Below are 12177 nucleotides of genomic sequence, written 5' to 3'. Positions count from 1 at the left end.
CGCGTAGGACTCTCTATTCTAGCTTATTGCGATGCACCACGCTGGGGAAGGAATATTTTTTGCAACGGCGAAAAAGCAGAAAGGGGCGGAAAACGACGCTTTCGCGCAAATTTGTTTTGGTTGAACGCAAGAATTTCCGGCGAAAGCTCGGCATCGTGGTCGCGAGGGCATCTTATCCACGTCGACTTAACCTTGGTGCCATATGTATTTGTACGAAGCACCTCACTGCACCTGGGCTACATCAATTCCAGAAATTTTCAGGGCGACATGGCTTCGGCATAGGGGGACGAATCAATTGCGTTCGTTGCCTACGGGGCACAAGAGACCAAGCGAATCCGCTTTTGCTTCTTATCAACAACATTCAAGCTCTGTTGGTTACCTTGGCCGATGGAAAATCTGATACCAGATAACCCATCGGAGGTAATACATGGATAGGGGTCAAGCGATCTCGGCAGGCGCTGCGCTGTCGGTGTTCAGTCTCAATGCGCAGCACGACCGCTTGATGCGCCTGGAATTCCCCCGGGGGGACGGGCCTGATCCCATTCTCTTGCCGAACCGGATGTCGGCACGCGAAGAAGTGTCCCGCTGCTTCCGTGTCGAGGTCGAGCTCCTGTCCGATGACGCACGAATTCCCTTGAAGGCGATGATGGCCAGGATGGTGACGATTTCTATCGTGCGCGAAGACGGCTCGCTGCGCTACTTCAACGGCTACGTCACCGAATTCCAATTCATGCGCACTGACGGCGGTTTCGCGTTTTATCGCCTGGTGCTCGAGCCCTGGCTGGCCTTTACGAGGCTGCGCAAGGACAACGTGTCGTTCCACGGCAAGAGCGTCATCGAATTGACCGAACTGACGTTTGCCCGTTACCGCCAGGCCGACTGGCATGCGGCTATCGTCGGCGACTATCCGCGCATGACCTGCGCCAACCAGTACGACGAGACCGACTACAACCACCTGCACCGCCGTTGGGAAGATCTCGGGCTGCACTACTGGTATGAGCATCGGGCGGACGGGCATACGCTCTGGCTCAGCGACAAGAGCACGCTCGCGCAACCCATCGATCCGTCCGGGATCGACGATTCAGGAGAGATTCCGTTCCGCGACAAGGCCGGTTCGCTCGAATACGACGGCATTCGCGAATGGAGCCCTGCGCGGCGCATCGGTTCCGGCCAGACGACCCTGGCCAGCTTCGATTACAAGAATCCGATCGTGCAGCGGTCGACCGCCGAGTCACTGAATGATCAGGGCGACGTCTTTCCGTACGAGATCTACGAAAACACGGGATCGTACGGGTTTCGCACCTACGACGACGGCGAAAAACTCGCGCAGCAGCGCATGGGCGAGCGCGATGCGAATACCCAGTATTTCGAAGCGCGCGGCAACGATCGTACCGCCCAGCCCGGCCGATGCTTCAAGCTCGGCGGCCATTTCAGCGCCGAGCTGCAAGCGCCGAAGTGGGGTGAAGCGCCTCACCCCAGTATCGCCAACCGTGACTATCTGATCCTTTCGGTCGACCACGAAGCCAGCAACAACTACCGGGCCGGGCCGGGCGCGCCGTCGCATTACGAGAATTCGTTCCGGTGCGTACGCAAGGATATCCAGTGGCGTCCAGGCCGCCACTACAACAGCAAGCCCTGCACTTATCCCGGCATTCAGACGGCGATCGTGGCCGGGCCTGACGGTTCGGAAATCCATACCGATGGCTACGGGCGCGTCAAAGTCCAGTTTCATTGGGACAGGCTGGGCAATTACGACGAGAACAGTTCGCCTTGGCTCCGTGTCATGTCGCCAGGGGCTGGCGGCGAATTCGGGAATATTCGCTTGCCTCGGGTTGGTGAGGAAGTGGCGGTGGTCTATCTTGACGAGAACATTGATCATCCTGTGATTCTTGGGGCGCTGTACAACTTCACGCATATGCCGCCTTGGCAGTTGCCTGAGCAGCAGGCTTTGAGCGGGTTGCGGAGCCGGGAGCTGCAAGCCGAAGAAGGCAGTGGGCGAGGTAATCATCTGATACTGGACGATACTGCCGGCAGAATCCAGGCGCAGTTGAAAAGCGACCATCAATGCAGCCAACTCTCGCTCGGACATATCACTCGCATCGACGACACTCGCGGACGCAAAGATGCGCGCGGTGAAGGATGGGAACTACGCACTGATGGACACGGCGTTGCCCGCGCGGCAAAGGGCATGCTGATTACCACTGAAGCTCGACAGGGCGCGCACGGGGCGATCAAGGACGTCGAAGAAACCTCTCGGCGCTTCAATCTCGCTGTAGAGCAGCATCGAATTTTGGGCGAGCTTGCGCAAAAAAATGGCGCCCAAGATATCAGTAGCAACCAGGAGGACGTCGCTCTTTCACTCCAGACGCAGAACGACGCGATTACCGGCCCCTCCTCGGCAACTAGTGGCTTTCCTGAGCTGACGGAGCCACATCTGGTACTGGCGAGCCCTTCAGGAATTGCAACAACTACTGCAGGCGACAGCCACATTGCCAGCGAGCGCCATACGGCCATCACAACCGGGAAAAACCTTTCGTTGGCTGCAGGGACAAGTTTCTTCGCCACCATCCGTCAGACCTTCCGTTTATTCGTCCAGAAGGCCGGCATGAAAATGGTGGCTGCGGCCGGCGACATCGACATCCAGGCGCTCTCCGACAATATCAATCTTTTGGCGAAACTGTCGATTACGCAGACTGCAAACCGCATCACCATCAGTGCCAAGGAAGATCTCGTCATCAATGGCGGCGGTAGTTATATGAAGTTCGACGCCGGAGGCATTGAGCTCGGCACCAGCCGCTCTTTCATCGCGCACGCTGCAACTCACAGTTTTATTGAACCGAAAAATCTGTCGACGCCTGATATGCCAGTGGTGCAACGAATGCAAGTGGAGACGAAATTAAAACTGTCCCTCTGAATGCGGCATTAGCCTGGGGCCAGCGACCGCCCGGGAGAACGATCTTCTCCTAGTAACCGGTGATTGACATGCGAATTGATAAAGTCAAGCCATATTCTCGAAAAGAAAAGCTTCAATGTCGAAATCTCTTGAAATTCATAAGCGAAAAAAACAATCATGTTAATTAGCCCACCTTTTTTGACTGACAAGCATGATGAGAAGGATATTTTTGACACAGGTCTCCGATCAGTTGTGGCACGTGAGGCGACTACTTTGGCTCCAGAAGGAAATTATCCAGTGAGCCAATCTTTCATGTGGCACACGGGATTACATTTGCAGGCACCGAAGGTCACCGACGCCGGGTACGCTCCTGTACGCGCCATTGCCGACGGGAAGGTCGTCTTTGTGCACCAGCCTCGGCTGAAAGTCGAGGATCCGAACGACGGCCAAGCCTACAACCCGTTCGGGGCAGCCCCGAGCTGGTCGGACAATGGCATGGTCGTAATCGAACACACAACCGATATCGGAGCGGACGGTGACACGATAACGTCTGTGACCTTTTACTCCAGCTACATGCACCTGTCGCACGTTGAGACAGCGGTCGTGGTCGGCAAGGCAGTTTATCGCAAGGATAAGCTCGGCAAACCAGGGGCGATCTACAACCACGCAGGACAAATCGAGCTGAGCATTGCTTGCGACCGCGCAAATCTGCATAAGTTGATCGGCCGCGAACCGACATGGCAAGATCCTAAGCTGGCACCCACGGTCGACGGCCGGACTGACTCCTTATTTGGCGACATCTATTTCTATCTGCCTGCGTCGACGCCGGTCGTCATGACCGCGGCCAAGCCAAATGTGCACGTGAGAAGTGCCTATCACGGTACTGCGGTCTTAGGTGAGGCTCAATGGGTCAGGATGGATCTTGGCGGTAGCGGAATGGCACCCGGGACCTGTGTCTTCAGCACCTACAACACGGCATGGCAATTGATCGGCTCCCGGACGCCGGAGGCTGGCGCTGAATACACCCTTGATGAGGAGGCGGCAGCGCGCCACAAGAGTGCCGTGCAGTCTGGTGCCGCGAGGAGTAGCCCAAGTGGTTGGTACGAGTTACTGCGTTTCGGCCGCAATATCGGCAGAAGCTCGGAGGACAAGGACACACTGCCAGATGACGCTATGCATTGGAGGAAAATCCGGACGATTGCGGGAACGGACGTGTGGGCAGACTTGAATGCGGAGGGGAGCCGTAAATTCAGCGACGCCGACTTTCTGCCTGTCATAGGCTGGAATTGCTATGATGACGACGATAGCCCCAACGATCAAAAATGCGGTTCAGACAAGCTCAAGAACTTGATCGCCGATCCTGCGTCTCCGGACAGCAAGAACGACCTCGAACAATTGGCGAGACGTATCGGTAATGAAGAGGTACAGCTAAAGCTGGCCCACGTCATCTGCAAATTCCCGAATGAATGGGACAAGGCAACGTTGGAGACTCGCTATAAGTTTATGAGCGACCGACCGGACATCGCCGAGAATTCTGCAAGTTGGGACAAGGCGAAAAAACACCTGGAAGCGATGGGCATAGATGGTCTGCCGGGCAACTTCAAAAACGCGGAGTGGCATTTCCATCCAGTTGCGTTTATACGTCACTTCTCAAAGTGCGGATGGCTTAGCAGCCTAGAGCTTGCGCAATGCTTTCCTCGAAAGCAATTACATTTGCAAGGTACGAGTTTTCATGAGGTGCAGTGTAAATGGATCGATGCATTTGCACGGGCGACACGCTGGGCTGTGCATTTCAACAAGGCGACAAGGAAATACGGGGTCGCGAAAACGAGACAAAGACTTCTCCATTTCTTTGCCCACGTCATTCCAGAGACTGGTTATTTGACGCTGATGAAAGAAGGTGGTGGGCCGGCTTATCTCCAGTCGAAAGCCTATTATCCGTACTACGGCCGTGGCTTGATTCAGTTGACTTGGGAAGAGACCTACAGATCATACGGAAATTTCCGTGGCTTTCCGCATAAAATCACCAACGACGCATATAACGAAATAGGCTGGAACCCAGACATTTACATTGCACGCGACAACACGAACTTCAATGCGGCGAACTGCGCTGATTCAGCTGCATACTTTGTATTATATAAACAGGGATTATTGAGAATAATGGACCACGGAATTGCACAAAGCGATGCGATCGCCGCGAGCAAATCTGTCAATGGAGGGGGAAGTCATATCGAAAACCTGAATGGCCTGGACTCCCGGCTCCAGAGTATCCTTTTCTTGCGAGATATTCTGCTCGACTGGGTTGCGGAAGCGACATCGGAGACCATAATTTTCGACTGGAGAAGAAATAGTGAAAAAGAACCGACGGAGGAACTGGACTCACACGGCCACCGAAAAAAAAGGTTTGTCTTGAGGACTCCCTCTTGGCAAATTTCCGTTCCACTTGATAAACAGAGGCCAGGTGCTTAAATGAATAAACTATATACTTTGTTTTGCGTAACGATCCTTGGCTCGAGCATAGCGCACGCTGAAGTGCGGGTGGAGGAATCGTGCTGGACCCATGCGGCACGAGGTGGTTCCGACAAGCAGATTCAATTTGTTCTGAAGGCCTATAAGGATACGGATCTAGACAGGGAGGTTGGCGCCGTCGTGCAATATGTGGGATCGAAGGGCATAATCTCATTGGTGTTCACGAATTTCGTGAGAACGGATATGGAGGACGATCCAGATGCCGGAAATTACGAACTCACCCGAGTTGAGGTAATTGGCGGGAAGATTGGTGGCGAGTATGTTTTTGCTCAGGTCGGCTCTGGGATCAGGCAAGGCAAGATGGTTACGTATAGAAAATCCAAAACTGCAAAACCAATAAATTTCTACCATTCTTCCGATGGCGATGGAAGGTGTGGATTTAAGGTGAACTGAGCCTATTTCTTGAATTCGCAATCTAACGTGACGATTAAATTACCATGCCGCTCAAGATTATTGTAGTCGGAGACTCGACTGATCACGGCGGCAAGGTGATCAGTGGCTCGCCATCGCACGATGTCGACGGCAAGCCTATCGCGCGGCTGGGCGACCAGCGTGCCAGCGTCGAATGAAGGACGCTGCGTAGTTCGCCTCGGCGATTAAATCCGATCACGGTCAGATGCCAACCGGCATAGACCATCCACACACAACACCCGCGTCTATCCAAATACCCGGCTCGTCATCTCCCCAAGCCACCTCCACCACCCGTCCGGCACATACAGCAGCGTGACCGTCATGAACACGTAGCGCCCGAACTTGCCGATCGCCATATAGATCACGCTGGGCCAGAACGGCAGGTGCAGCCAGCCCGCCAGGGTGCAAAGCGGGTCGCCGATGCCCGGCACCCAGGACAGCAGCATCGTCTTCGCGCCGTAGCGTTTGAGCCAGTGGAACCAGCGCGACGAGCGTTCCTTCGCAAACGCGACCTTGGCGCGGTAGCCGATCCAGTAGTCGACGATGCCGCCCAGCGTGTTGCCCAGCGTGGCGACGAGGACGGTGGGCCAGAACATCGCGGGATTCGCTTTCACGACGGCGAACACGGCGGGTTCGGAGCCGAGCGGCAGCAGGGTCGCGGAGACGAAGGCGATGAGGAATACCGACGTGAGCCCGACAGTGGGCACGGCGAGGAATTTCAGCAGCCACAGGACGGCGGATTCGATCATCGGAAAGAAGGGATGGACGGCGGAAGGATAAGTTGAGTACATTATAATGAGGAGCAACACCTCGCAACGACACGGTACGCCTGGCTCTACCAAGCCAGGCTGCCGCACTGCTCGCCTCGGTTACCCACCAAGCAGGACAGTCAGCGTCGCCCCGGAACCCGAACAGCCCCGCATCGATCATGACTACCGACTACCTCAAGAAAATCCTCACCGCGCGCGTCTACGACGTGGCCGTCGAAACCCCGCTGGAGTACGCCCCCAGCCTGTCGAAGCGCACCGACAACAAGATTTACCTGAAGCGCGAGGACATGCAGAGCGTGTTCAGCTTCAAGCTGCGCGGCGCCTACAACAAGATGGCCAACCTGTCGGAGTCGCAACTGAAACGCGGCGTGATTTGCGCGTCGGCTGGCAACCACGCCCAGGGCGTCGCCATGTCGGCGGCGCGCCTGAACTGCCGCGCCGTGATCGTGATGCCGACCACCACGCCCAGCGTGAAAGTGGATGCGGTGCGCGCGTTCGGCGGCAGCAACGTGGAAGTCGTGCTGCACGGCGAGTCGTACACGGATGCGTTCAACCATGCGCAGATGCTGGAAAAGGAACAGAAGCTGGCGTTCGTGCACCCGTTCGACGATCCGGACGTCATCGCCGGCCAGGGCACGATCGGCGTCGAGATCCTGCGCCAGCATTCGGCGCCGATCCATGCGATCTTCCTCGCGATCGGCGGCGGTGGCCTGATCAGCGGCGTGGCCGCGTACGTAAAACAGATCCGCCCCGACATCAAGATCATCGGTGTGCAGACGAACGATTCGGACGCGATGGCGCGCAGCCTCAAGGCCGGCGAGCGCGTGACCCTGCCGGACGTCGGCCTGTTCGCGGACGGCACCGCCGTGCGCCTGGTCGGTGCCGAGACCTTCCGCCTGTGCCAGGAACTGGTCGATGAAATCATCATCGTCGACAACGACGCGCTGTGCGCCGCCATCAAGGACGTGTTCACCGACACGCGCAGCATCGTCGAACCGTCCGGCGCGCTGGCCATCGCGGGCGCGAAGGCCTACGTGGAACGTTCGCAGATGTCGAAGAATCCGGTGCGCGGCGAGACGCTCGTCGCCGTCGCGTGCGGCGCCAACATGAACTTCGACCGCCTGCGCTTCGTCGCCGAGCGCGCCGAACTGGGCGAGGCGCGCGAAGCCGTGTTCGCCGTGACGATCCCCGAGCAGCGCGGCAGTTTTAAACGCTTCTGCGCGCTGATCGGGCCGCGCAACGTCACCGAATTCAACTACCGCATCAGCGACGAGCGCGAGGCGCATGTCTTCGTCGGCGTGCAGATCGGCAGCCGCAGCGAGTCCGGTACCGTCGCGCGCACGTTCGAGGAACACGGTTTCCGCACCCTCGACCTCACCCACGACGAACTGGCCAAGCAGCACGTGCGCCACCTCGTCGGCGGCAAGAGCGGGCTCGCGCACGACGAACTGCTGTACCGCTTCGAATTCCCGGAGCGTCCGGGCGCGCTGATGCGCTTCCTGGACACCCTGGCGCCGAACTGGAACATTTCGCTGTTCCACTACCGGAACCAGGGCGGCGACGTGGGCCGCATCCTCGTCGGCCTGCAAGTGCCGTCGGGCGAGATGGACGAGTTCCGCGAGTTCCTCGCGACGCTCGGTTATCGCCACTGGGACGAGAGCGCGAATCCGGTCTACAAGCTTTTCCTTTGATATGCTGGTGGGCACGGGGTGCCCACCCTACGGCAAACGATATCGTAGGGTGGGCACCCCGTGCCCACGAATAATGTACCCGTAACGCATCCATGAGCGGTGCGCGCAACGATCGCGGGAAAGGTGTACGATACGCCGCTTTGCCGCCGCCGGACGGCATCGTCACGCACGTTGGCCGGCTTCGAGTACACACCATGACCAATACCCCTGAACAATCGCCTCTCGGCAAAAACTCGGCCTACCAGACCGAATACGCGCCGGAGCTGCTGTTTCCCATCCCGCGCCAGCAAAAACGCGCCGAACTCGGCCTGGCGGGCACGCTCCCGTTCTTCGGCGTCGACATCTGGAATGCGTATGAATTGTCGTGGCTGAACATGCGCGGCAAGCCGCAGGTCGCCATCGCGACCTTCACGGTGCCGGCCGATTCGCCCAACATCGTCGAATCGAAATCCTTCAAGCTGTACCTGAATTCGTTCAACCAGACCCGGCTGGCCAACACGGACGCCCTGCTGGCCCTGCTGCGCGAAGACCTGTCGAATGCGGTCGGCGCGCCCGTGCACGCGGCGCTGACGCTGCCCGAAGAATTCGACAAGCTCAAAATGGGCGAGCTGGACGGCCTCCTGATCGACCGCCTCGACGTCGAGATCGACAATTACAGGCCGTCGCCGGAACTGCTCAAGGCCAACCACGACGAAGCCGCGGTCGAGGAAACCCTCGTGTCGCACCTGCTCAAATCGAACTGCCTCGTCACGGGCCAGCCCGACTGGGGCAGCGTGCAGATCCGCTACGTCGGTCCGCAGATCGACCAGGAAAGCCTGCTGCGCTACCTGATCGGTTTCCGCGAGCACAACGAATTCCACGAGCAATGTGTCGAGCGCATCTTCACGGACATCCTGCGCCAGTGCAAGCCGAACAAGCTGGCGGTCTATGCCCGCTATACCCGGCGCGGCGGCCTGGACATCAATCCGTGGCGCGCCAATTTCAGCACCGCCAAACCGCCGAATTTGCGTGCCGCGCGCCAATGAACAATGCGGATGGGTGATTTTTGATCGTTCGTCCCCATCTACAGTGTACGTTTCCGGCGACATCCTTCACGGGGTTTCCGGATGTGTAAAACGGCAACTCAGCGCTAGAAAAATCGGCAAAAGAGGCCCCGGGAAGATGTTTCATGCGTGAAACCCGGGATTTCGTGGCGGAAATTGCGCTCGCCGGAACGCCGAGTACGGGGTCTTTGCGCAAAGGTTTGCGGCAGGGATCACACAGGCGTCGGACGGCGTGCAAAATCGAATTACACGGCCATAAAACAGGCCTATAATTCCCGCTCGCAAGCACCCAGGGTGCACCGCAATAGAAGCGTGTTATGACTAATCTAAGCAAAATCCTCTCGCTCGAGAACGTGCAGCTGGACATCGAAGTGTCGAGCAAGAAGCGCGCCTTCGAGCAGGCCGGCCTGATCTTCGAGAACAACTGCGGCATCGCCCGCTCCACCGTGTCGGACAACCTGTTCGCGCGCGAGCGTCTCGGGTCCACCGGACTCGGTCATGGCGTCGCCGTGCCGCACGGTCGCATCAAGGGCAGCAAAAGCCTCAAATCGCCGCTGGCCGCGTTCGTGCGCCTGGCCGAGCCGATCCCGTTCGAATCGCCGGACGGCCAGCCGGTGAAACTGCTCTTTTTCCTGCTGATCCCGGACCACGTCACGCAACAGCACCTGGAAATCCTGTCGGAGATCGCGGAACTGTTTTCGGATGAGGCAATCCGCACGGCCTTGAGCACGGACACGGATCCGAAGTCCGTCTACGAACGCATCATCAACTGGCAACCGAGCCTGCAAGCCCTCGGCTGACCTTGCGAAAGCGACCATGCTGCAGACCCCGCTGACCATCCAACGGCTGTACGACGACAACCGCGACAGCCTGCAACTGGGCTGGTTCGCCGGATTTCCAGGCGGAGAACGCCAGATTTCCGGCGACGCCGTCTCCGCCGCGGACCAGGTCGGCCACCTGAACCTGATCCACCCGGGCCGCATGCAGGTGTTCGGTCACCAGGAACTGAATTACTACCAGCGCCTGAAATCCGGCTCGCGCAGCCACCTGATCGGCGAACTGATCGCGGGCGGTCCGCCGGCGCTGTTCATCGCGCAGGGTCTCGACACCCCGCCGGACATCCTCGCCATCTGCGACGAGCAGAACATCCCGCTGTTCTCGACGCCGCTGCCGGCCGCGCAGGTCATCGACTACCTGCGCGTGTATCTGTCGAAGAAGCTGGCGCAGCGCGTCATCATGCACGGCGTGTTCATGGACGTGCTGGGCGTCGGCGTGCTGATCACGGGCGACTCGGGCCTCGGCAAGAGCGAGCTGGGCCTGGAACTGATCTCGCGCTCGCATGGCCTCGTCGCCGACGACGCCGTCGAATTCTCGCGCATCGCCCCGAACATGATCGAGGGCCGCTGCCCGCCGCTGCTGCAGAACCTGCTCGAAGTGCGTGGTCTGGGCCTGCTGGACATCAAGGCGATCTTCGGCGAGACGGCGGTGCGCCGCAAGATGCGCCTCAAATTGATCGTCCACCTCGTCAAACGGGGCGCGCTGGACGAGGAAGTCGAACGCCTGCCCTTCCACTTCCCCACCGAGGACGTGCTGGGCCTGCCGATCCGCAAAGTGGTCATTCCCGTCGCGGCCGGCCGCAACATCGCGGTGCTGCTGGAAGCCGCGGTGCGCAACACGATCCTGCAGCTGCGCGGGATCGATACGCTGCAGGAGTTCATGGAGCGGCAGCGACAAGCAATGAGCAGCGATTAGCGCTGCAGTGGAGTGCGGGCCAAGCATGGCCCGCCCGTTCCGCAGGCGCGGAGCGGTGCTCCGCGAAACCCCTGCTCCACCAGCGACAAGCAATGAGCAGCGACTGAGCATACGAAAGTTCAGTCCAGGAATCCGCTCCCCACGGCACTGTTGCAAATACCTCATCCATAAGCCTTGTGCGATGCGGCAAAGACTTGCCGATGCTATCATCGCGCCATGCGCATCCTACTCATCACCGGTATCTCGGGCTCCGGTAAATCCGTCGCCCTGAACGTCCTCGAAGACGCTGGCTACTATTGCGTCGACAACCTTCCCCCCGCCCTGCTGCCGGCGCTCGTCGGCAGCATCGAAGGCGACGAAACCAGACGCATCGCCGTCGCCGTCGACGCGCGCAGCGCGGAGTCCCTGGCCGAGCTGCCGACGACGGTTGCCGCGCTGCGGGAGGAAGGCCACCAGGTGAAGGTGATCTTCCTGACCGCCAGCACGCACTCGCTCGTCGCCCGTTTTTCCGAGACGCGCCGCAGCCACCCGCTGTCGCACGAACTGCGTCCGGGCGAGAACCCGGCGTCGCGCCGCACGCTGATCGAATGCATTTCGGAAGAACGCGACCGGCTGGGGCAGATCGAGAAGATGGGCCACGTGATCGACACGTCCGAACTGTCGGCCAACAAGCTGCGCGCATGGATCAAGGAACTGGCCGAGGTCGCCTACGCGCCGCTGACGCTGTATTTCGAATCGTTCGCATTCAAGCGCGGCGTGCCGCTCGATGCCGACTTCGTGTTCGACGTGCGCGCCGTGCCGAATCCGTATTACGACCTCACCTTGCGCCCGCTGAACGGCAGGGACGCGCCCGTGATCGCCTTCCTCGACGCCCAGCCGCAGGCGGCCGAGCTGCTGTCCGACATCCGCGCGTTCATCGCCAAGTGGCTGCCGTCGTTCAAGAAGGACAACCGCAGCTATCTCACCGTGGCCGTCGGTTGCACGGGCGGCCAGCACCGCTCCGTGTACATGGCGGAGCGGCTCGGCGCGTATTTCAGCGACACGGAACGCGTCGTCGTGCGCCACCGCGAGCAGCCCTGACACCGCCA

The 12177-nt window shown here is 59.2% G+C and carries 10 protein-coding genes; 9 read left to right on the top strand and 1 reads right to left on the bottom strand.

Annotation, left to right across the window (positions count from 1 at the left end):
• Window positions 1–427 precede the first annotated feature (427 nt).
• The 4 genes from ACEN98_RS18020 to ACEN98_RS18005 all read left to right on the top strand — a co-directional run bounded on the left by ACEN98_RS18020 (window position 428) and on the right by ACEN98_RS18005 (window position 5991).
• A complete protein-coding gene (locus tag ACEN98_RS18020; protein WP_413386217.1) occupies window positions 428–2914 on the top strand; it encodes a type VI secretion system Vgr family protein in 2487 nt (828 codons plus the stop codon).
• 276 nt (window positions 2915–3190) lie between these two features.
• Entirely contained in the window at window positions 3191–5362 is a 2172-nt protein-coding gene (locus tag ACEN98_RS18015) for a hydroxyethylthiazole kinase (RefSeq protein WP_413386216.1), read from the top strand.
• Window positions 5363–5815, top strand: a complete 453-nt coding sequence (locus tag ACEN98_RS18010) for a hypothetical protein (RefSeq protein ID WP_413339691.1) — start codon at window positions 5363–5365, stop codon at window positions 5813–5815. It begins immediately after the preceding gene.
• A gap of 44 nt (window positions 5816–5859) precedes the next feature.
• Complete coding sequence (locus ACEN98_RS18005; RefSeq protein ID WP_413386215.1) at window positions 5860–5991, top strand: PAAR domain-containing protein; 132 nt, start codon at window positions 5860–5862, stop codon at window positions 5989–5991.
• Window positions 5992–6078: 87 nt separating this feature from the next.
• On the opposite strand, the gene ACEN98_RS18000 is transcribed toward ACEN98_RS18005, so the two are convergent.
• On the bottom strand, window positions 6079–6582 hold the full coding sequence (locus tag ACEN98_RS18000; protein WP_413386214.1) for a YqaA family protein: 504 nt from the start codon (window positions 6580–6582) through the stop codon (window positions 6079–6081).
• A 107-nt stretch (window positions 6583–6689) separates the two neighbouring features.
• Between ACEN98_RS18000 and ilvA the strand changes: the two genes are divergently transcribed.
• The 5 genes from ilvA to rapZ all read left to right on the top strand — a co-directional run bounded on the left by ilvA (window position 6690) and on the right by rapZ (window position 12169).
• Window positions 6690–8294: a threonine ammonia-lyase, biosynthetic gene (gene ilvA / locus ACEN98_RS17995; protein ID WP_413389055.1), complete on the top strand. Its 1605-nt coding sequence runs from the start codon at window positions 6690–6692 to the stop codon at window positions 8292–8294.
• Between the two features lie 194 nt (window positions 8295–8488).
• Window positions 8489–9319, top strand: coding sequence for an NADPH-dependent 7-cyano-7-deazaguanine reductase QueF (queF, locus tag ACEN98_RS17990; RefSeq protein ID WP_413386213.1), 831 nt, complete (start codon window positions 8489–8491; stop codon window positions 9317–9319).
• A gap of 335 nt (window positions 9320–9654) precedes the next feature.
• Window positions 9655–10137 (top strand): PTS sugar transporter subunit IIA, encoded by a 483-nt coding sequence (locus ACEN98_RS17985; RefSeq protein ID WP_259448148.1) that lies wholly within the window; start codon window positions 9655–9657, stop codon window positions 10135–10137.
• A gap of 16 nt (window positions 10138–10153) precedes the next feature.
• Window positions 10154–11089 carry an HPr(Ser) kinase/phosphatase gene (gene hprK / locus ACEN98_RS17980; RefSeq protein WP_036238906.1) on the top strand — a complete coding sequence of 312 codons (936 nt, stop codon included), beginning with the start codon at window positions 10154–10156 and terminating at the stop codon, window positions 11087–11089.
• A gap of 216 nt (window positions 11090–11305) precedes the next feature.
• Window positions 11306–12169: an RNase adapter RapZ gene (gene rapZ, locus ACEN98_RS17975; protein WP_413337882.1), complete on the top strand. Its 864-nt coding sequence runs from the start codon at window positions 11306–11308 to the stop codon at window positions 12167–12169.
• The last annotated feature ends 8 nt before the right edge of the window (window positions 12170–12177 follow it).

Origin of the sequence: Massilia sp. CT11-137 (genome assembly GCF_047302885.1) — a bacterium.
Lineage (GTDB): Bacteria > Pseudomonadota > Gammaproteobacteria > Burkholderiales > Burkholderiaceae_D > Telluria > Telluria orientalis.
This window is presented reverse-complemented; position numbering and strand designations above follow the sequence as displayed.

Excerpts from the sequence above, each read along its gene's own strand:
- ACEN98_RS18020 (WP_413386217.1), top strand. The coding sequence starts at position 428 with ATGGATAGGGGTCAAGCGATCTCGGCAGGCGCTGCGCTGTCGGTGTTC.
- ACEN98_RS18010 (WP_413339691.1), top strand. The coding sequence starts at position 5,363 with ATGAATAAACTATATACTTTGTTTTGCGTAACGATCCTTGGCTCGAGC.
- ACEN98_RS18005 (WP_413386215.1), top strand. The coding sequence starts at position 5,860 with ATGCCGCTCAAGATTATTGTAGTCGGAGACTCGACTGATCACGGCGGC.
- ACEN98_RS18000 (WP_413386214.1), bottom strand. The coding sequence starts at position 6,582 with ATGATCGAATCCGCCGTCCTGTGGCTGCTGAAATTCCTCGCCGTGCCC.
- queF (WP_413386213.1), top strand. The coding sequence starts at position 8,489 with ATGACCAATACCCCTGAACAATCGCCTCTCGGCAAAAACTCGGCCTAC.
- ACEN98_RS17985 (WP_259448148.1), top strand. The coding sequence starts at position 9,655 with ATGACTAATCTAAGCAAAATCCTCTCGCTCGAGAACGTGCAGCTGGAC.
- hprK (WP_036238906.1), top strand. The coding sequence starts at position 10,154 with ATGCTGCAGACCCCGCTGACCATCCAACGGCTGTACGACGACAACCGC.
- rapZ (WP_413337882.1), top strand. The coding sequence starts at position 11,306 with ATGCGCATCCTACTCATCACCGGTATCTCGGGCTCCGGTAAATCCGTC.